This is a genomic window from Sphingomonas sp. UYP23 (assembly GCF_054059235.1).
In genome coordinates, this window is record NZ_JBSSBX010000001.1 from 2,501,546 (window position 1) to 2,521,724 (window position 20,179).

Genomic DNA, 20,179 nt, shown 5'->3' on the forward strand with positions numbered 1-20,179 from the left:
CCGGCGGACGCTGATAGACGCTTTCGTTGCGGTATTGTGCTTTCGTGATCCGCCACCAACCGCTAAAATTTGGATGCTTGCGGCAGCTCATCATTGCGCGGGGTAGCGCGGCTATATCACCACGGGATGACATTCCGAGGGCCAACCTGACGGCTGGATAGTGATGGCCTACCGGCTTGTTCGGGACGATCGTCTTTAGCCATTCAATCATTATCACGACGCTGCGCTCATCGCCTCCCGCGGCCCCGCGCACCATGTCTGACACGTCGCCAGGGGCAATTTCGCTTTTCACGTTGCCTAGTGGTCCGAATCTAACACTTGGTGCCCGCGTCTGACCGCGGCGATGATTTTATCGGGGTCGGCGGTCCAGACGAAGGGCTTTGTGTCAACGCCGGTCAGATTCCAGGCCAGGGGGGCGGAGTAAAAGCAGGCCATTGTTGATGCGGGCATGACGATATGAAGAGGGCCCCGATCGGGGCCCTCTTCATATCGTTGTCGTCGATCAGGCGGTGGTGACCTCGCCTGTTTCGGGATCGATGATCTCGCTGGCCTGGTTTTGCTCCGCCCTGGCGGCGGAGCGCCGACGCCCGGCGGACTGCTTCAACCGATAGCTGTCGCCGTTCATCGTCAGGATGCTGACGTGGTGGGTGAGCCGGTCGAGCAGCGCGCCGGTGAGCCGCTCGCTGCCCAGCACCTGGGTCCAGTCCTCGAACGGCAGGTTGGAGGTGACGATCGTCGAGCCACGCTCGTACCTTTGGGAGAACACCTCGAACAGCAGCTCGGCGCCCGTGGGCGACAGCGGCACATAGCCAAGCTCGTCGATGATCAGGAGCTTCACTGCGGCAAGGTCGCGTTGCATCTTCAGCAGGCGTCGTTCGTCGCGCGCTTCCAGCAGCTGGCTGACCAGCGCCGCCGCGGTTGTGAACGTCACCGTAAAGCCCTTCTGGCAGGCAGCCAGACCGAGGGCGAGCGCGACATGCGTCTTGCCCGTGCCGCTGTTGCCCAGCGCGATGATGTTCTCGCGCCGCAGGACATACTCACAGCGGGCAAGCTCCAGGACGAGCATCTTGTTGAGGCTCGGGATGGCGGTAAACTCGAACGTGTCGAAGCTCTTCACCGCCGGGAACCGTGCCGCCCGGATACGCCGCTCGATCGTGCGTCGTTCGCGATCGATCAGCTCGAGCTCGATAAGCCGCAACAGATAGCGCGGGTGATCGGTGCCATCGCGCGCGCACTCGCGGGCCACCTTGTCATACTCGCGCAGCACGGTGGGCAGCTTCAACTGCTTGAGGTGATGGGCCAGCAGCACCTGCGGTGTGCCGCTCGTCGTGCCGACCGGCATCGTATCGGGCGCACCGCTCATGCCGCCAGCACCGCATAATCGGCGGCCGAGGTCGTCTTTACCGCCGTTCGCGGCAGGTGCGGATAGGCCGCCAGATCGAGCCGGGCGGGTCGCTGCTCGATGCGCGCCAGCGCGATCAGCTTGATCGCATCGAACCCGACCGCGCCGATCTGGATCGCCTGGGTTACGGCACCCGTGACGATGTCGAGCGGTAGCGCCTCCAGCAGACGCAGCACCTGGATAAACTCACGCTTGCCCCGGTTGCCCATCCGCGCCTCGAGCAGGTGTCGCAGGTGCTGGAACACATCCGGCAACGCCCAGCCCTGCAACGCCGCGGCTTGATCGAGCGCGCCGGGCTTGGTCTCGAGCAGCGCCAGATAGTGGAGCGGATCGGCCACGAACACGCCCTCGCCATAGCACCGCTGGTGACGAGCGATCTCCTTGCCGCCCGATAGGATCACGACCTCGTCCACGAAGCCCTTCACCACCACGTCCTGGAAGCCGTAAGCGGTCGGCACCGAGTAGTCGTTGGTCCGATAGCGCACGAGCGCCATCGACGAGACCCGCCCGCTGCGCTTCTCGCAGGGCTCCAACGGCACCGCCGGCAGCGGTCGCAGCGCCGCGCGATCGGCCACTAGCCGCTCGCCGATCGTCTCGGCATGGCGGCCGGCATGATCGCGCTGTCGAGCGCGGCAGCGCTCTTCCAGCATGGCGTTCAGGTCGTCGAAGCTGGCAGCGTGCGGGACTGGCACCATGAAGTTGGCACGCGAGAACTTGACCAGCCCCTCGACCTTGCCCTTGTCGTTGCCCTTGGCCGGTCGCGCGAAGCGATCGCGGAACAGATAGTGGCTGCACAGCTCGGTAAAGGCACGCGTGCGTTCCCGCTTCCCGTCGCCCAGGATCTTCGCCACCGCGATCGTGGTGTTGTCGTACAGGATCGACAGCGGCACGCCGCCGAAGAACGCGAACGCCGACACATGCCCGTCGAGGAACGCCTCGGTGGTCTCGCGTGGATAGGCCTTCACAAAACAGGCATCCGACTGCGGCAGGTCCATGCACAGGAAGTGGATCTTCTGGCGCACCCCGCCGATCACGCCGACCGCCTCGCCAAAATCCACCTGCGCATGGCCTGGCGGGTGTGCCAGCGGCACGAACGTCTCGCGGCCTCGTGCCCGGCAGAACCGGACATGATCCTTCACCACGGTATATCCGCCGGCGAAGCCATGCTCGTCGCGCAGCCGTTCGAAGATCCGCTTGGCCGTATGCCGCTGCTTCACAGGCGCTGCCTGGTCCGCTGCCAGGATCGCATCGATCACCGGCAGCAGCGGCCCCAGCTTCGGCTTCGCCGCCGGCTCCTTGCGCGTATATCCCGGCGGCAGCGAGAACCGGCACATCTTGGCCACCGTCTCCCGGTTCAGCCCGAACACACGCGCCGCCTCGCGACGGCTATGACCCTCAACGAACACGAAGCGCCGAACGGCGGCATAGCTCTCCACGGCAAACATCCCCGGCCGCTCCCAAAAGAAGCAACCTTACCAACGGCCGGATTTTACTCCGCCACGCTCAGCACAGCGCCGGCGTTCCAATGGCCTGCTTTGTCACCGCCCCATCCACTCGGCACCGGCCGGATCGCGCATGCGCGCTCGGACGACGGGATCCGCTGGCGGCGGATCGACGGGCCATGCGCGCTTGGATCGGTGTTCGCGCCGAGCGAAGATCCAGCGGCGTTTGACTCGTTGCATGTCGGCCTGCCGGACGTCTCGCGCGGCGCGGGCGAGTGGCTCATGTGGTATTTCGGTGGCGATACGCGGCCACGCGAGACCGTTGCGTTCGGCGCAGTGACAGGGCTCGGGATGCGCCCCGGTCTCGCCCGCAGCAGTGATGGCGTGCAGTGGCAGCGCGTCGCGGGGCGGGGCGGGGACGGGGCGCTGCTCGGTCTGCCCGATGCGGGGATCTATGCGGCGTGGCCCAACGTCCTGCACGACGGCGCGCGCTTCGTGCTGCACGTGACGGAGGCCGCGTCGGATCTCAGCCGGTTCGATACACAGGTCTGGAGCTCCACCGACGCGCGCCGCTGGTCATTGGAAGGCCCGCTGCAATGGGCCGACGGCACGCGCGATTATGATGCAGGCGGGATGGTAACGCGGCAGGTGCTCGCCAATCCGCTACCTGGCGGGCGGCGCTTTCTGATGGTCTATACCGCCACCGATGCGGCGCATCGCCGCTCGATCGCCGCCGCGGATTCCGACGATGGCCGCATGTGGCATCGGCTATACGAAGCGCCGATCTTCACCATCGGCGCGGCTGACGCCTGGGACTCGCTCGGCGTTGCGGCGACGCGACTGGTGGTCGCGAACGGCCGGCTCTTCTTCTATTATTACGGCTTCCAGTCGCTCGGCAACGATGCCGGCCGCCGCGGTATCGGTCTCGCAACCGCGCCGATCGGTGATCTTCGGGCGCTGCGGCGCTGGACGGCTGACTAGACCAGGCCGCCATCGACGATCAGCGTACGGCCATTGACCCATTTCGCCGCTGGCGATGCCAGGAAGACGATCGCGTCGGCAACGTCGTCCGGCTGGCCCATCCGGCCGAGCGGAGTCGAGGCGGCGATCGCCGCGCGGATCTCCAGCGGGATCCAGTCGGTCATCGGGGTCTCGATCGCGCCGGGCGCGACCGCGTTGACGGCGATGCGGCGCGGTCCGAGCTCGCGCGCGAAGCCCTGGGTCAGCGTGATCAGCGCAGCCTTGGCGGCGGCATAGGGCACGAGTCCCGGCATCGGGCCGTAACACAGATTGCTCGAAACGGTGACCATTCGCCCACCCGCGCCCATGTGGCGCGCGCTTTCCTGCATCGCCAGGATCGCGCTCAGCACATTGTCGCGGAACAGCGCGTCGAACGTCTGCGGCGTCACCGCGCCGAACGGCAGCTGCGGCGACGTGCCGGCGACATGGACGAGGATGTCGATGCTGCCGAAGCGCGCTGCCACGCCGTCGGCGATCCGTGTGATCGCGTCCGCGTCGGCGGCGTCGCCCGCGAGCGCGAACGCCTCGCCGCCTGCCGCGATGATGTCGGCGACCACGGCTTGCGCGCCGGCGAAGTTGCGATGCGCATGCACCGCGACACGCGCGCCCGCCGCGGCCAGTCGCCGGGCAGTCTCGCTGCCGATCCCGCCCGACGCACCCGTCACCAATGCGTTGCGATTTGCCAGTTGGAGCATGCGAAACCTTTTTGTGCGTCGGCGGCATGAAGAAGCGGACCCGGGGCGTGGGTCGAGCCGCGTTCGGGCGTCTCTCCGACAGCCGGATAGCGCGTACGCGGGTCTGGAGGCGCGGGTCCGCGAGCGCCTAGCTGACACGATCCAGCCGCGTGACGGCGGTGCGCAGGAGCATGACAGTGACGCAAGACCCCAAGGCGCCGGTCGCGATCTGGCCCGATATTCCCCAGCCGCTGATGCCCTACAGCCCGGCGGTCAAGGCGGCCGACTGGATCTTCGTCTCGGGCCAGCTCGCCAGCGACTTCAAGACCGGCATCGCCCCCGAAGCGCGCGCCGCCAACCCCAATCTGGTCGATGAACAGGCGCTGCAATCGCGCTTCGTGATGGAAACGCTGAAGCGGACGCTCGCGGCGGGGGGCGCCGATCTGGCGACGGATGTGGTGCGCATCTGGCAGTGGTTCCCGTGGGAAACGCCGACCTACGAGCAGTTCGAGACAGGCGATTGCTGGCCGGGCCTGTCGATCACGCCGTATCTCGACCAACGCAACGCCTATATCTTCGAGCCGCGCCCCGCCTCGACTGCAGTCAGCATCCGTGCGCTGCCGGTGCGCGGTGCGCGAATCGAGGTCGATGTGATCGCGATCGTCGATGGCACCACGCCGCAGGGCATCGCCGCGCCGGCCGGCGTGCCGATGCCGCTCGCCGGCTATTCGCCGGCGCTCCGCCGTGGCGACTGGATCTTCCTTGCCGGCGAGGTGCCGACCGACTGGATCGGCGATTACGGCGAGAGCCGCTTCATGGGCGAGCCTTCGGCGCTGGCCAAGGCGGCGCGGGTCAATCCCTACGTCTGGTACGGCTCGCCGATCGAGGCGCAGACCGACTATACCCTGTCCAAGCTCGCCGCGATCGCGGAGGCGGCCGGCTCGTCGCTCGAACGCGCGGTCAAGGCCGACGTCTATATCGGCCATCCGAGCGATTATGCCGGGATGGACCGAGTGTGGAAGCGCTGGTTCCCGAACAATCCGCCGGCACGCTGCGTCATCCCCTATATGGGGTTGGGCACGATGGGCAGCCGCATCGAAATCGCCTTCACCTTGCTCGCCAGTGACAGCACACTCGTGATCGAGCGCATCGAGACTTCCGACGCGCCCGAGCCGTGGAGCCACGAACCGCAGGCGGTGAAGGTCGGCAACTTCCTGTTCCTCAGCCAGCAAATGGCGTGCGACAGCAAGGGTCAGCTCGCCGAGGGCATGCTGCGGCATCCCGAATTCCCCTGGTACGGGCTGCCGGGCAAAAATCAGATGCGCTACATGCTCAAGAACGTCGCAGCGATCTGCGAGGCGGCGGGGACCAGACTCGAGAACGTCGTGCGCCGCGCGTGCTTCCATGACGCGGGCGACCACTTCGCCGATTCGATCGAAGAATGGGCCGCGCACTTCCCCGGCGTGAAGCCCGCCTCGACGACGATGAAGATCGGCGGTCCGCTGGTGGTGCCGGGCGCCAACGCGCTGCTCGACCTCATCGCCTATGTGCCCGATTGACGATGATCGCCGCCGACACGCTGATCCGCAACGCCTGGCTGATCACGGTCGACCCGGATCGGCGCGTCTTCACCGATGGCTTCATCGCCTTTCGCGGCGGCAGGATCGTCGCACTCGGAGCGATGGCCGCGTGCGACGTCGTCGCTGCCGAGACGATCGATGCGCGTGGTCGCGTCGTGATGCCGGGCATGGCCAATGCCCACAACCACCTCGTCCAGATTGCGTTTCGCGGCTATAATGACGATCGGTGGCCGGTGCTCGACATCCCGGCCGCGGTGCGCGCGCTGGTCGGGCAATTGTTTACGGTTGCTGATCGGCTCGATGCCGAGCGCACGCACGCGCTGGTGCGGTTGCACGCGCTCGAGCTGCTGAAGGCGGGCTACACCGCCACCCATGACGAGCATTTCACCAATGGACGCACGGATAGCGTCGACGGATCATGGGCGGCGATCGCGGAATCGGGCATGCGCGGCTATCTCACCCGCTGCATCGTCAACGGCGCGGCGGTGCCGGAGCGCGGCCACGAGACGGTCGAAGCCGGGCTCGCCGAGGTTGCGCGTCTGCACGCGCGCTTTGCGTCGGAGCGGATCACCGTCGCAACCGGCTTCCTCAATTTCAACTTTGTCGGCGATCCCGAGGATATGCGGCGGATCCACGCAGGCGCGGCCGCGCTCGGGGTGGCGTTCGGCGTCGACATGACCGACAACAGCCGGGGCGCGGCGCTGGCGAAGCGCGGCTTTGCCGGCGGGCAGGTCGACTATTACCGTCAGTTTGGCCTGCTCGATGGCGGGCCGATCTATGCCGGCAAGGCGGTGAACATTCGCGCCCACGAATTCGACATTCTTGCCGAGCACGACTGTCGCGTCGCGCTGGTGCCGATGCTGCGCTTCTTCGACGGGCAGGGCATCGCGCTCCACGAATTTCTCGCGCGCGGTTTGCTGCCTGGGCTTGGCACCGATGCACCGCTGGTCAGCGATTGCCAGAATCCGTTCGAGGTGATGCGCCAGACCATCCTCGCGCAAAATCTGGCGGTGAAGGTCGCTGGCGGCGATAAGCCAGCGGCTCCGCTATGGGCCAATGCCGAACGGATGATCGAGATGGCGACGCTCGGCGGTGCGCGCGCGCTGTTCATGGACGACGTCGCAGGCTCGCTGGAAATCGGCAAGATGGCCGATTGCGTGATCGTCGATACGGCCCGCGCCGAGCTGCAACCCGGCTATGACGGAGTGCGGACGCTCGGGGCGTTGGTGTGGGGCGGGCAATCGAGCGCGGTCGATACCGTCTTCGTCGGCGGGGAAAAGCTCGTCGAGGGCGGCCGCTCGACGCGCTTCGACGAGGAAACGGTGGTCGCCGAGGCCGCGGCGGTGCTGGCGGCGGTGACGGCCGAGACCGATCTCGCGACGATGTTGCCGCCGCGTCGGGCGGGGCACTCCTATCGCGGATGGACCTATGTTTGATCGTGCGCGTGGCTGGCTGGCGGCGATCCTGCTGCCGGTCTTGATCGCGGCGGCGCCCGCGCCCGCGCCACCGCCTGTGCCGATCATGGCAGTCGATCCGGTCGTCATTCCGGCAGCGAACGGCCAGCGGGCGCTGCTGGTGCGCGTCACCGCGCCCGCCGCGCCGCACGGGCGGCTGCCGGTGATCCTGTTTTCGCACGGTGCGGCGCTCTCGCGCAGCCACTATGCACCCTTGGTCGACTATTGGGCGCGCGCCGGCTTCGTCGTCCTGCAACCCGACCATGAGGACGGCGTGATCGACGGCTTCCCGCCGCCAGCGCCGCCGTCGGCCAAGCTGTGGCGCACCCGCATCCTCGACCTGCAGCGCCTGGCTCATGCGCTCCCGCGGATCGAAGCGGCGGTGTCTGCGCTGCGCGGGCATCTCGACGCCGGCAAGCTGCTCGTCGCCGGGCACAGTTTCGGCGGACACACCGTCGCGGCGCTGATGGGCGCGAAGGTCTGGAATGTGGCGATCCACCAGTTCGAAAGTTTTGCGATGCCAAGCATCCGAGGCGCGCTGCTGCTGTCGCCGCCCGGCGCAGGCGGTGCGGATCTGAGCGACGCGTTCCAACCCCGCGGGGGCTTCCTCACCGTTGATTGGTCGACGCTGCGCGGACCAATGCTGACGGTGGTCGGGGGCGATGACGACAGCGTGGCGCTGTCGCCGCGCGGCCCCGGCTGGCACGCCGACATCTATCGCCGCAGTACGACATCCGACCAGTGCCTGATCACCGTGACGCGCGCGCGCCATTACCTTGGCGGCATCGTCGATCCGCGCCGCACTGGGGTCGAGGACGCCGATCCTGCCCGGCTCGCGGCGGTACGCGCGGCGAGTGTCGCGCTGTTTCATGCGGCGCTGGCGGGCAGACGCTTAACGACCGCGGCGTTCACGCCGCTGGGCACCCAGGGTATGGTCGAATGCCGGTGAAGACCGCGATCGTCACCGGCAGCACGAAGGGGATCGGCCGCGCGCTGGCCTACGCTTTGCTCAAGCGCGGCGTCAACGTCGTGATCTCCGCGCCCGACGGCGCAGAGGCCCGACGTGTCGCCGCGGCCTTCCCGGCGGGCGGCGCGCAGGCGATCGGCATCGCGTGCGACGTCACCTCGGCGGCGGCGGTCGAGCGCTTGTGGGAACACGCCGCCGCACATTTCGGCGGCGTCGATCTGTGGGTCAACAACGCCGGTCTCGCGCTGACCGGCCAGTCGATCGCCGATCTGCCCGTCGCCGATCTTCGGCAGATGCTCGACATCAACCTGGTCGGCACGCTGCATGGCTGCCAGACCGCGATCCGCGGCTACCGCGCACAGGGGCGCGGCGGGGCGATCTACAACATGCTGGGCGCCGGTGCGGATGGTGAGCCGGTGCCGCGCATGGCGGGCTATGCCACGAGTAAAGCGGCGGTGACCTTCCTAACGCGCTCGCTCGCGGCGGAACTGGCTGACAGCGACATTCTCGTTGGCGGCCTTAGCCCCGGCCTCGTCATCACGGAGGGGTTTCTGCGTGAGCATGCCGGGACACCGCCGGAGACGCGTGCGGCGCGCGATGCGGTGGTCAACGTGATCGGCGACCATCCAGAGACGATCGGCCGCTGGGGCGCGCGGATCGTGGATGCCAATACGCAGCACGGGCGCATGTTCACCTGGCTGACCGCCAAAAGGATCCAACGGCGTAAACGGCGACCGCGTGACATTCTGTCGCGGTATCGATGTTACGACACGGCGTAACCGTCCTGATTGGTCCGGTGCAGCGTCGATGGGCGTTGCCAGCTCGCTGATGGACACCTCCTGTCGGAGCGGTGATGGTAAGGATTTTCGATCCAGTCGCGCACACGGCGAACGTACTGTCTTGTGCTCCCATGGATGCTATCGTTGTTCGGGGTCAGCGTCACGCGAGCGTCGAAGAAACCTTCCAAAGGTCGATATTCGCTTCGCCGGCGTACACGTCGATCTCCTTCAACTCCGCCTCGTCGAAGTCCAGGCGACGCAGCGCATCGAGCGAATCGTCGAGCTGCGCCACCGTGCGCGCGCCGATCAGCGCCGAGGTGACGCGCGGATCACGCAAGACCCAGGCGATCGCCATCTGCGCGAGCGTCTGTCCGCGCCGTTCGGCGATCGCATTGAGCGCGCTGATGCGGTCGAGCGTCTCGGGCGACAGCATCGCCTCCTGCAGCGATCCGCCCTTGGCGGCGCGCGCGTCCGCCGGCACGCCGCCGAGATATTTGTTGCTGAGCAGCCCCTGCGCGAGCGCGGAGAAGGCGATGCAGCCCGTCCCGAGATCGGCAAGCGTGTCGAGCAGCGCCGTTTCGATCCAGCGATTGAGCATCGAATAGCTCGGCTGGTGGATCAGCAGCGGCACGCGCTCCGCGCGCAGGATCTCCGCCGCCTTGCGCGTCAGTTCGGGCGAGTAGGACGAGATGCCGACATACAGCGCCTTGCCCTGACGGTGGAGTTGGACGAGCGCGCCCATCGTCTCTTCGAGCGGCGTCTCGGGATCGACGCGGTGCGAATAGAAGATGTCGACATAATCGAGCCCCATTCGCTTGAGGCTCTGGTCGCAGCTTGCGATCAGATATTTGCGTGATCCACCGACGTCGCCGTAAGGCCCGGGCCACATGTCCCAGCCAGCCTTGCTCGAGATCACCAGTTCGTCGCGGTGGCCGGCAAGGTCGGTTGCCAGCACCCGCCCGAAATTCTCTTCGGCCGAGCCGTAGGGCGGGCCGTAATTGTTGGCGAGATCGAAATGCGTGACGCCGCGGTCGAACGCACGACGCAGGATCGCGCGACCGGTCTCGAACACGTCGGCGCCGCCGAAATTCTGCCACAGCCCGAGCGAGATCGCCGGCAGGTCGAGCCCGCTGCGGCCGCATCGGCGATACGGCATGCGACCGTCGTAGCGGGCAGGGTCGGCGACATAGGGCGTGGCGTAGGGCATCGGGAAACTCCTGTCGGACGGGCGTCGCTTCGGGCGTGGCAAACGCTGCATAAACACAGCGCGGCGGCGGGAGTGCCAGCGTCGCCGGATTTTTTACACGTCACGCTTAGGAAAGCTGCGAAGCATTCCGCGCATCACAAGGGCTGGGATTGTTCATCCCCGATTTTCAACACCGCGAATTCCCTCGGCGCAAGCGTGCCTGAACGGCGCGGCCGTTCCCGTCAGCGCGGCCTTACCGGATTTTAACCATACCTTAGGCATTCGGAGCCAGACCGAAGGCGCAAAGATACCGCTGAAGGAATTGTTTCATGCACCGCGACCAGCCTGTCGACGTCGCCATCATCGGCGCGGGTCCGGCCGGCCTCACCGCCGCGTATCAGCTGACCAAGCTCGGCTATTCGGTGACGGTGATCGAAAAGGACCCGGTCTATGTCGGCGGGATCAGCCGGACGGTGCAGAAAGACGGCTTTCGCTTCGACATTGGCGGGCACCGCTTCTTTTCGAAGTCGAAGGAGGTGGTCGATCTGTGGAACGAGCTGCTCCCCGACGATTTCATCGAACGGCCGCGGATGAGCCGGATCTATTACGAAGGCAAATTCTACAGCTATCCACTGCGTGCGTTCGAAGCGCTGCGCAACCTCGGCATCTGGCGCTCGACGCTGTGCATGGCGAGCTATGCGCGCTGGAAGATCAGCCCCCACAAGGAAGTGAAGTCGTTCGAGCAATGGGTGGTCAACCAGTTCGGCCACAAGCTCTATTCGATCTTCTTCAAGACCTATACCGAGAAGGTCTGGGGCATGCCCTGCGGTGAGATGTCGGCCGACTGGGCGGCGCAGCGCATCAAGGGGCTGAGCCTCGGCGGTGCGGTGCTCGACGGGATCAAGCGCTCGCTCGGCCTCAACAAGCGCCGCAACGACGGCATGGCAGTGAAGTCCCTGCTCGAGACCTTCCGCTATCCGCGGCAGGGGCCCGGCATGATGTGGGACGCCGCGCGCGACCGCGTTGTCGAGGGCGGCAACCGCGTCGAGATGGCGACCTCGCTGCATCAGCTCAGCCTTGACGCCGCCACCGGCCGCTGGCGGGTCGCGGTCCAATGCGACGGCGAGATACGAACGCTCAACGCCGGCCACGTCATCTCCTCGGCGCCGATGCGCGAACTCGCCGGGCGGATCCATCCGCTGCCCGAGACGCTGCCGCTCGCGCTCGACCTGCGCTACCGCGACTTCCTGACGGTGGCGTTGATGATCAAGGCGGACGACCTGTTCCCCGACAATTGGATCTACGTGCACGATCCGCGCGTGAAGGTCGGTCGCGTCCAGAATTTCCGGAGCTGGTCGCCCGAGATGGTGCCCGATCCCACACTCGCGTGTGTCGGGCTCGAATATTTCTGCTTCGAAGGCGACGGCATCTGGTCGTCGAGCGACGCTGATCTGGTCGCGCTGGCGACCGCGGAACTCGCCACGCTGGGCCTGTGTGATCCGGCGTCGGTGGTCGGTGGCGAAGTCGTGCGGCAGGAGAAGGCCTATCCCGTCTATGACGATGCCTATCGCGCCACCGTCGATGTGATGCGCGAAGAACTCGAGGCGCGCTACGACACGCTGCACCTGGTCGGCCGCAATGGCATGCACCGCTACAACAACCAGGATCACGCGATGATGACGGCGATGCTGACGGTGCGCAACATCGTCGCCGGCGAGCGGATCTACGATATCTGGGCGGTCAACGAGGACGCCGAATATCACGAGGCTGGTCACGACGGCGAACAGGCTGCCCTGTCCAGCGTGCGGCATGTGCCCAAGCGGCTCGCTGCATGACGCGCGAGCGGCTTTGGCCAGCGGTCTTGGCCGGCTGGGGCATTGCCGCCGCGGTGCTGACGCTCGTATCGACGCAGCAGATCCTCAACCTCTGGTTCACCGATCCCGACGATGCCATGCGATTGGCGGAGGTTCGAGATTGGCTGAACGGCCAGAGCTGGTGGGATGTCAGCCAGCACCGCCTGTGGGGCGGGCATTTCGCGATGCATTGGTCGCGACTGGTGGATTTGCCGCTCGCGCTGGTGATGGCGGTGTTCGATCCGATCTTCGGCCCGGCCGCTGCGACGCGGGTTGCGGTGGTTGCGGTGCCGCTGGTCACGCTGCTCGCGGTGATGGCGCTCGGCGCCGAATTGACGCGACGTCTGGCGGGGTTGGAACGTGCGAAATTGGCGGTGCTGCTTGCGCCGCTATCGATACCGCTGCTGTATCAGCTGCGCCCGGTGCGGATCGACCATCATGGGTGGCAGGTCGTTCTCGCGCTGCTCGCGGTCAACGCGCTGCTGGCCAAGCCGGGTGTGCGCTCTGGGGCGCTGATCGGGGTCGCGCTCGCCGCGCTCCTGACCATCTCGCTCGAGGGCATGCCGATCACCGTTGCGATCCTTGGCGTCGCCCTGCTCGCCTGGGCCTTCGACCCGACCCGGCGGGCACAGGCGCTGGCCGCGGTGTGGACGCTCCTGTGCGCGGTGACGGCGCTCCATGGCGCGACCCGCGGGCCTGCGATGTTCACCGCGGCCTGCGATGCGATCGCCCCAGCCTGGATCGCTGCGCTGGGTACGGCGACGCTTGGTGCCACCCTTGCGGTATGGGTACCGCGCGCTCCGCTTGCGCTTCGCCTGGGGCTGTTGGTCGCGGCGGCGGGCGGAGCCCTGGCGACGCTCGGCGTGCTCGCCCCGAGCTGCCTGCGCGGCCCCTTCGCCGGGCTCGATCCGCTGGTCCGGAGTTTCTGGTACGACAAGGTTTCGGAAGGTTTGCCGGTTTGGCAGCAGACGCCAGGCTGGGCGCTGATGACGATTGGCGCTCCGATCGTCGGGCTCATCGGCGGCCTTTTCGCGTGGCGTGCCACTCAGGGCCAGGCGCGCGCGCAGTGGAGCATGATGCTGGCACTTGCGGCTGGATCCTTCGCTTTGTCTCTGCTGGTGATGCGTTCCGGGGCGACTGCGAACGCCCTGGCGCTACCGGGGGGGGCATGGGCGCTCCATGCCCTGCTGACGCGGGCGCGTCGGGTTGCATCGCTGCCGCTCCGAACGCTGGCGACCGCGGGATCGTTGATTGCGGCGACGCCGGGCGTGGCCGCAGTCGCGATACTGGGTGTCGGCGGTACGTCTGGAGTGCCAGCGCTGCCGCCCGAACCGACGCTTCACCGCCTCTCGTGCGACCGTGGTCACGAGATCATCGACCTGCGCCAGTTGCCGCCGTCGCGACTGTTCGCGCCGATCGACGTGACGCCCGACATTCTCGCACGCACCGCGCATAGCGCGATCGGCGCCGGCTACCACCGCAACGTTGCCGCGCTGCACACCGTGATAGCGACGTTCCTGGGCACTCCGCAGGACGCGCATCGCCGGGTGCTGGCCAGTGGGGCGGCGTACATTGTGGGATGCCCCGGCCAGAATGAGACGGACATGTACAGACAGACCGCGCCAAACGGTTTCTGGTCGCGCCTCGAACGCGGCGATCGCTTCGCGTGGTTGCAGCCTGTTCGGCTGTCGCACTCGCCGGTTCTGGTGTGGAAAGTCATGCGGGAACCGACGCGACCCTGACAGGCGCGGCAGTCGCCCCACGGTCGCGCTTTACCTCATGCCGCGACCAAACGCGGCGGTTTGGCGCGCTGCACGAAGGGGGGCGGCGCGTTACGCGGCGCATCGACCGTGAAGGCGCTGGCGTGCTGCTGGAGGTCGCTGACTTCGTTCGACAAGGATTTGGCGGCCGCCGATGTCTCCTCGACCATCGCCGCATTCTGCTGGATCGAACGGTCCATATCGCCGACCGCAACGAGGATCTGCGTCACTGCGGTCGCTTGGGTCGCATTGTCGTTGGCGATCTGAGTGACCAGCGCCTCGACATCGGCGACCGACGAGAGGATCAGGTCGAGCGCGCCGTTCATGCCCTGGACCTGGCCGACGCTGCTCGAAATGCGGTCCTGCGTTTCCTGGATCTGCCCGCGCGCGCGCCGCGCTTCTTCTTCGGAGCGGCTGGCAAGCTGGCTGACCAGATCGGCCACGACCGCGAAGCCGCGCCCCGCCTCGCCCGCGCGGCCCGATTCGACCGCGGCGTTCATCGCCAGCACGCGCGTCTGGAACGCGATCTTGTCGAGCCCCTCGATCACGCCGTCGATCGCTTTTGCCGAATCCGCCACCTTCGCCATCGCATCGACCGCGGTGGCGACCTGATGGTGGCTGGTTTCGACGACACGGCGGGCTTCGTTGACCCGGTCCACGGCGTTCATTGCCGCCTCGCTCGATGCCTTGATGCGCCCGTCGATCGAGGTCAGCGACGCGGTGGTCTGTTCCATCGCCGCCGCGCTGCTCTGCGTGCGGTCCGCGAGCGATTCGGCCGCGCCGGCGATTTCGACCGAGCCCGATTTGATCGTGACGGTCGCCTCGCCGACGCGTCCGATCAGTCGACCGAGCGCGTGGGACGCACTGTTGAAATTCTCTTTCAACGAGGCGTAATCGTCACCGACTTCTTCTTCGATAAACACGGTCAGGTCGCCGTCGGCGAGCCGATGCAGATGCGCGTTCAAGAGCTGTACGATGCGGTGCACGGCATCGCGCTCTTCCATCCGGCTCAACGTCAGCGCGCGAAATTTGAACATCGCCTTGGTCATTCGGCCGACGCAATCCGCATAGTCGGTATAGGCGATCGCCGAATCGAGATCGCCTTCCGCCAGCGTTTCCATGCGGGCAACGGTGTTGACGTAGGGCGTACAGATCCGCGTGCGCAACATCATGCTGAGGCCGAAGGCGGCGGCGGATCCGACCAATACCGCGGCGGCGCCGGCGTAGCCGCCAAGCGCGGTGGCAGTGAGACCCGTGACGAGGCAAAGGCCGGTCAGCGACCAGGCGACGACCAGCATCTTCTGTCGAATCGGTGCGACAGCTTCGAACCAATGCAGCATCAGGACATTCCCTTTGGTGTTGAGCGAATAGGGATGAGTGCACCTATTATAGGGCAGGCCGGCGCGCCTTGGTTGGCCAACGCTCTGTATCGTCGTGCGGGAAGTGCATCATGGGCGGGCAGCCGGTTCCCGGTGCCAATCGGCTTTGTTGCATAATTACGCGAGAGCATGACCGACGTTTTACTTGAAGATGTTATTGGATGCGGACGGTCACCGGCGTTCCTATTTCGGAGAACCGATTGAGAATTGCAGCACGGACTTTGAGCTCGGTAATCTGACGATCGAAGGTGCGGGCGACAACGCGCTGGCCCAGGAGTTTGAAGCAGTGCATTTTGGTCTCGACCAGACTGCGGCGATGATAGCCGCTCCACTTTTTCCAGATTGCGCGACCAAGCCGCTTTGTCGCGCGTAGCGCTCCATTGCGTGCATCGACGCCGGGACCGCCTTCTGCCCATGGTTGCCCGTTGCGGCGGACCGGGATGACCGCATCGGCACCGCGCCCGGCAATAGCGGCATGGCAGTCCCTGGTATCATAAGCGCCATCTCCGCCGACGCTGAGTATCCGCTCGTCTCCGGGAATTTGCGCCAGGAGAACGGGCAGCGTCGGTGCGTCACCAATGGCATTCGTCGTGACCTCAATGGCCCGGATATCCAGCGTCCCAGCATCAATCCCGAGATGCACCTTGCGCCACTGGCGACGGTAGGACGGTCCGTGTTTGCGCGTCTTCCACTCGCCTTCTCCCGTCATTTTGATCCCGGTGCTGTCGACCAGCAGGTGCAGTCCGCCCGAGCTGATCCGCCCGCCGAGGTTGACCTTCAACGTCTTCTGCCGTCGGCACAGCGTCGTATAATCCGGCACCGACCAATCCAGCCCCGCCATTTTGATCAGGCTCGAAACCAACCCCGTCACTTGCCGCAAAGGCAGGTTGAACAGCGTCTTCAGCGTCAGGCACAGCTCTATCGCGCTGTCTGAAAACCGCATCGGGCGACCAGGGCGACCACACGGCTTCGAAAGCCAGTGCATCTCCGGATCAAACCATATTTCCAGCGACCCACGCCGCTTCAGCGCCGCATTATACTCAGGCCAGTTCATCGTACGATACACAGGTGCGGCAGGTTTGGGCATTACGCCTATCTATACCGCTCGATTCCCTGCGTGAATCCCCGCCATCAGTTTTGCAACAAAGCCCATGCAGCGGAAAGTCGGGCGCGGCATCGACACGCGGCGGGGCGGGGGATCGCACCGAATGGTTGCAGCCCGCCACGAGCAGCAGCGACAGCGCGGCGGTCCAGCGAATCGACCGGGCCCTGCGCTGCTGCTGTCTGCTGCTCATCGGGGCATTACGCACCCGCGCGCGTTCGGTTCATTCGCGCAGGGCTTGTTTCGTGCGGCGCGCGTGCCACATGCGCCTCCGTCGTCACGCTGATCGCTTCCTTCGATACGGCGTTATCTCCCTCGCTGTAGCAGGACTCCGCATGTTCGACCTTCGCTTCCTTGGCGTCCGCGCGCGCGCCGCCGGCCTGGCGCTCGCCACGGTCGTTGTCGCGGTGGCAACGCCGCTTCATGCTAAGGGGGTTGCGATCACGGTCGACGATCTGCCGGTCTACGGCCGCTTCTGGACCGCCGCCGAGGGCAAGGACGTCACCGACCGCTTGCTCGCCGGCATGCAGCGTAATCACTGGAAGGCGACGGGCTTCGTCAACGAAATCCAGCTCGACGCCGCCGATCGGCCCACGCGGATCGCCTTGCTCGACGCGTGGCTTAATGCCGGGATGGACCTGGGCAACCATACCTATTCGCATCCCTCGCTGACCAAGACGCCGGTCGAGGCCTATATTGCCGACGTCGCGCGGGACGAGACGGTGACCGCACCGTTGCTCGCCGCGCGCGGGCGGCGCGAGCGCTGGTTCCGCTATCCTTTCCTCGAGACGGGCACCACGCAGGCGGTGCGCACGCGCTTCGAGGGCTGGCTGACCGAGCATGGCTATCGTGTCGCGCCGGTGACGATGGAGAATAGCGACTGGCAGTTCGCCACGCTGTACGACGACGCTGTCGCGCGCGGCGACGTGGCGGCGGCGGCGCGGGTTCGCCAGGAATATCTGATCTTCACGCGAAAGATCGTCGCCTGGTACAAGCAGGCCGCAATCGGTCTGCTTGGGCGCGAGCCGAGCTTCGTCTTCCTGCTCCATGCCAGCCGCCTCAACGCCGCGAGCATCGACGCGCTCGCCGCGATTTTTCGCGAGGCGAAGTTGCGGCCGATCACGCTCGACGCGGCGATGCGCGATCCGGCGTATCGCACCGCCGATCAGTATGTCGGCCCCGACGGCAATGAATGGCTCGAGCGCTGGTCGCAGACGCTCCACAAGCGCCTGCCGTTCGAGACGATGCCGAGCGTGCCGAAGGCGGTCGTCACAGGCGATGCGCGGCTCGAGGCGATCCCGGATCCGCACGCGCCGGCGGGCGTTGTTCCGGCGCATCCGTAAGAGGCCCGTGATGGTGTTGCGTACGCTGCTCCTCAGTCTGTTGGCGATCGTGCCGCCTGCCACGGCCGATGCCGCCAGCGCACCCTCCACGGTCGATCCGTCCGCCGGCCAGTCGCTCGACGAGGCCTATCGCCAGGAATTCGGGCTATGCGACGCGAAGGACCGCTTTCGCGGACACCGTGTCCATGGCTGTCGTGACGATCCCAACGCGGTGACCGCGCTTCGCCGCCTGCCCGACGGGACGATCGCCTATGTCTCGAAGCTGGCGGTCGATCTCGACGGCTCGCCCTTCGCGTGCAGTCCCGAGCATGGCGCGATGGATCAATGCCCGACCGCGCTGATGCTCCCCGACGGGCGCGGCGGCGAAGTGCCGGTCGATGCCGATCGCATCCCCTATGTCGTCATCCCGTGCGAGGGGCCGTCGGATGTCGAGGGGCAGTTCACCGCGCTGACCGGCGTCAAGGCGGGCGATTTCGGCTATGTGGTCCACGATGGCGTGACCGTGCCCGTCATCGTCGCCGACACCGGGCCGTTCGAGAAACTGGGCGAGGGGTCGATCGCGCTGCACCGCGCGCTCGGTCGCGAACTGTGCGCGAAACGCAACAAGGCGGGCGTCTGCGTCCGCGTGGTCGATCCGATGGAAAGCATCCAGGGCGATGTCGTGACGGTGCTCTTCCCCGGCAGCGCACGCGACGATCTCACACCGGCGACGATCGTACGGACGATCCCGGTCGAAGTCGCGCTGCTGCGCGCGCAGGCGGCGCGCCGGGGAACGCACCGCAGGAATGGCTAGGAAGGAAATCCTCCCCCTTGCGGGGGAGGATAAAGATTACAGCGTCGAGATCTGCACGATCGCATCGACCTCGACCGCCGCGCCGAGCGGGAGCGCGCTGACGCCGACCGCGCTGCGCGCATGCTTGCCGGCTTCGCCGAACAGCTCAACCATCAGGTCCGAGGCGCCATTGGCGACCTTGGGCTGATCGGTGAAATCGGCAGTCGAGTTGACGAACACGCCGAGTTTGACGATCCGCTCGACGCGGTGGAGCCCGCCGAGCGCGGCCTTGATCTGCGCGACGAGCATCAGCCCGCATGCCTGCGCCGCCTTCTGGCCGGCCTCGAGATCGACCCCATCGCCGAGCCGGCCGGTGACCAACGTGCCATCGATGAACGGCAATTGCCCGGAGATATGCAGCAGCCCGTGCGCATCGACTGCGGGGACATAGGACGCAACCGGCGCGGCAGGGGCGGGGAGCGTCAGGCCGAGGTCAGCGAGCTTGCGATCGATACGGTCGGTCATGCGGAGGTCCTTTCAGATGGGGCGGTGGCCGGCACGCCGGCGGTGAAACGGTCGGCGATCCAGGCTTGCGCGGCCTGCCAGTCGTCGATGCGCACATGCGCGTCGGGCGCGGGCGCGACCTGCGGGGCAAGATCCGGTTCCGACACCATGTGGAGCCGGAACACGCCAGGCGCATGCTTGGCGACCGAGGCGTGATGCACCGCGAGATCGTCGACGAACACCGTCACGGGATCGCCGAACTCGGCGACCAGCCGCGCGACGGGGTCGCCCTTGCCGCCCTGATTGGTCTCGACGCGGTACGGCATGTCGTGGCCGAGCAACTGCGCGATGCGGGGCTCGCGGTTGATGTCGGTGAGGTTGGTGAGGATCACCACGTCGGCGATTTCGGACAACGCCGCGAGCGCCTCGCGCGCGTGCGGCACGAGCGTCTGCCGCCCCATCTCGGCAGGGAAGAAGCCGTGGAGCAGCTCCCACATCTCGTCCTGCGTCGGCTTGGGGCCGCCGCCGCGGCGCGTCATCGCCGAGAAATCGCCGCTCTCATGCGCGAAGTCGATATCGTGCGTCTCGCGCAGCCAGACGCCGAAGTGCCGCACCATATGCAGCAGCACCTCGTCGCAATCGCAGATCAACAGGCCCTTCATTCGGAATACTCCGGATCGAGCGCGGCGCGCGCGGCGACAATCGCCTCTGGCCGCTCGCCGATCCCCTCGGCGCAGGCGAGCAGATCGGGTTCGTAATTTTCTAGAAAGCCGAGCACGGCCGACAAGACGGCAGGCTCGCTCGCCCGCGCGCGCAGATCGTCGGGGGTGAGCCCGGTCGTGTCGAGCAGCCGCTGCGCGCGATCCTCCTCGCCGAGCGTCCAGACGAGGGCGTTGAGCGCGACCTGCATCGGGTCGGGGTTTGTCACTGCGCTGCGCATTGGGTAGGACGTCCCATGGACC

At 66.6% G+C, this 20,179-nt stretch carries 18 protein-coding genes; 9 read left to right on the forward strand and 9 right to left on the reverse strand.

Annotation, left to right across the window (positions count from 1 at the left end; all coding sequences use genetic code 11):
• Positions 1-502: 502 nt before the first annotated feature.
• On the reverse strand, positions 503-1,363 hold the full coding sequence (gene istB / locus ACVWYO_RS12375) for an IS21-like element helper ATPase IstB (RefSeq protein ID WP_457351166.1): 861 nt from the start codon (positions 1,361-1,363) through the stop codon (positions 503-505).
• Positions 1,360-2,847 (reverse strand): IS21 family transposase, encoded by a 1,488-nt coding sequence (istA, locus tag ACVWYO_RS12380; protein WP_457351168.1) that lies wholly within the window; start codon positions 2,845-2,847, stop codon positions 1,360-1,362. The genes istB and istA overlap by 4 nt, the downstream gene beginning before the upstream one ends.
• A 90-nt stretch (positions 2,848-2,937) precedes the next feature.
• On the opposite strand from istA, the gene ACVWYO_RS12385 reads away from it, so the two are divergent.
• Positions 2,938-3,825: a hypothetical protein gene (locus ACVWYO_RS12385; protein WP_457351170.1), complete on the forward strand. Its 888-nt coding sequence runs from the start codon at positions 2,938-2,940 to the stop codon at positions 3,823-3,825.
• Here ACVWYO_RS12385 and ACVWYO_RS12390 read toward each other — a convergent pair.
• Positions 3,822-4,559, reverse strand: a complete 738-nt coding sequence (locus ACVWYO_RS12390) for an SDR family NAD(P)-dependent oxidoreductase (protein WP_457351172.1) — start codon at positions 4,557-4,559, stop codon at positions 3,822-3,824. The genes ACVWYO_RS12385 and ACVWYO_RS12390 overlap by 4 nt on opposite strands.
• Before the next feature lie 176 nt (positions 4,560-4,735).
• Here ACVWYO_RS12390 and ACVWYO_RS12395 point away from each other — a divergent pair, with 176 nt between their 5' ends.
• The 4 genes from ACVWYO_RS12395 to ACVWYO_RS12410 are packed head-to-tail and all read left to right on the forward strand — an operon-like array spanning position 4,736 to position 9,318.
• Entirely contained in the window at positions 4,736-6,097 is a 1,362-nt protein-coding gene (locus tag ACVWYO_RS12395) for a RidA family protein (RefSeq protein ID WP_457351174.1), read from the forward strand.
• 2 nt (positions 6,098-6,099) lie between these two features.
• Positions 6,100-7,554, forward strand: a complete 1,455-nt coding sequence (locus ACVWYO_RS12400) for an amidohydrolase family protein (protein WP_457354984.1) — start codon at positions 6,100-6,102, stop codon at positions 7,552-7,554.
• Positions 7,547-8,521 carry an alpha/beta hydrolase family protein gene (locus ACVWYO_RS12405; protein ID WP_457351176.1) on the forward strand — a complete coding sequence of 325 codons (975 nt, stop codon included), beginning with the start codon at positions 7,547-7,549 and terminating at the stop codon, positions 8,519-8,521. Before ACVWYO_RS12400 ends, ACVWYO_RS12405 begins: the two co-directional genes overlap by 8 nt.
• Positions 8,512-9,318, forward strand: a complete 807-nt coding sequence (locus ACVWYO_RS12410; protein ID WP_457351178.1) for an SDR family NAD(P)-dependent oxidoreductase — start codon at positions 8,512-8,514, stop codon at positions 9,316-9,318. Before ACVWYO_RS12405 ends, ACVWYO_RS12410 begins: the two co-directional genes overlap by 10 nt.
• A gap of 160 nt (positions 9,319-9,478) precedes the next feature.
• On the opposite strand, the gene mgrA is transcribed toward ACVWYO_RS12410, so the two are convergent.
• On the reverse strand, positions 9,479-10,525 hold the full coding sequence (gene mgrA, locus ACVWYO_RS12415; protein WP_457351182.1) for an L-glyceraldehyde 3-phosphate reductase: 1,047 nt from the start codon (positions 10,523-10,525) through the stop codon (positions 9,479-9,481).
• Between the two features lie 308 nt (positions 10,526-10,833).
• Between mgrA and ACVWYO_RS12420 the strand changes: the two genes are divergently transcribed.
• Positions 10,834-12,339 (forward strand): NAD(P)/FAD-dependent oxidoreductase, encoded by a 1,506-nt coding sequence (locus ACVWYO_RS12420; RefSeq protein WP_457351185.1) that lies wholly within the window; start codon positions 10,834-10,836, stop codon positions 12,337-12,339.
• The gene (locus ACVWYO_RS12425) at positions 12,336-14,099 is read left to right on the forward strand and encodes a hypothetical protein (RefSeq protein WP_457351187.1); all 1,764 of its coding nucleotides are present in this window, start codon (positions 12,336-12,338) and stop codon (positions 14,097-14,099) included. The genes ACVWYO_RS12420 and ACVWYO_RS12425 overlap by 4 nt, the downstream gene beginning before the upstream one ends.
• A gap of 35 nt (positions 14,100-14,134) precedes the next feature.
• On the opposite strand, the gene ACVWYO_RS12430 is transcribed toward ACVWYO_RS12425, so the two are convergent.
• Both ACVWYO_RS12430 and ACVWYO_RS12435 read right to left on the reverse strand, forming a co-directional pair.
• Positions 14,135-15,457, reverse strand: a complete 1,323-nt coding sequence (locus ACVWYO_RS12430; RefSeq protein WP_457351189.1) for a methyl-accepting chemotaxis protein — start codon at positions 15,455-15,457, stop codon at positions 14,135-14,137.
• Between the two features lie 193 nt (positions 15,458-15,650).
• A complete protein-coding gene (locus ACVWYO_RS12435) occupies positions 15,651-16,583 on the reverse strand; it encodes an IS5 family transposase (protein WP_457351191.1) in 933 nt (310 codons plus the stop codon).
• Positions 16,584-16,933: 350 nt separating this feature from the next.
• Between ACVWYO_RS12435 and ACVWYO_RS12440 the strand changes: the two genes are divergently transcribed.
• Both ACVWYO_RS12440 and ACVWYO_RS12445 read left to right on the forward strand, forming a co-directional pair.
• Positions 16,934-17,941 carry a polysaccharide deacetylase family protein gene (locus tag ACVWYO_RS12440; RefSeq protein ID WP_457351193.1) on the forward strand — a complete coding sequence of 336 codons (1,008 nt, stop codon included), beginning with the start codon at positions 16,934-16,936 and terminating at the stop codon, positions 17,939-17,941.
• A gap of 10 nt (positions 17,942-17,951) precedes the next feature.
• A complete protein-coding gene (locus ACVWYO_RS12445; protein WP_457351195.1) occupies positions 17,952-18,734 on the forward strand; it encodes a hypothetical protein in 783 nt (260 codons plus the stop codon).
• Between the two features lie 36 nt (positions 18,735-18,770).
• Here the strand turns inward: ACVWYO_RS12445 and ACVWYO_RS12450 are convergent, their stop codons facing one another.
• The 3 genes from ACVWYO_RS12450 to ACVWYO_RS12460 are packed head-to-tail and all read right to left on the reverse strand — an operon-like array spanning position 18,771 to position 20,157.
• Complete coding sequence (locus tag ACVWYO_RS12450; protein WP_010183131.1) at positions 18,771-19,238, reverse strand: RidA family protein; 468 nt, start codon at positions 19,236-19,238, stop codon at positions 18,771-18,773.
• On the reverse strand, positions 19,235-19,879 hold the full coding sequence (locus tag ACVWYO_RS12455) for an HAD family hydrolase (RefSeq protein ID WP_457351198.1): 645 nt from the start codon (positions 19,877-19,879) through the stop codon (positions 19,235-19,237). The genes ACVWYO_RS12450 and ACVWYO_RS12455 overlap by 4 nt, the downstream gene beginning before the upstream one ends.
• A complete protein-coding gene (locus tag ACVWYO_RS12460) occupies positions 19,876-20,157 on the reverse strand; it encodes a DUF3572 domain-containing protein (RefSeq protein ID WP_457351200.1) in 282 nt (93 codons plus the stop codon). The genes ACVWYO_RS12455 and ACVWYO_RS12460 overlap by 4 nt, the downstream gene beginning before the upstream one ends.
• Positions 20,158-20,179 lie beyond the last annotated feature (22 nt).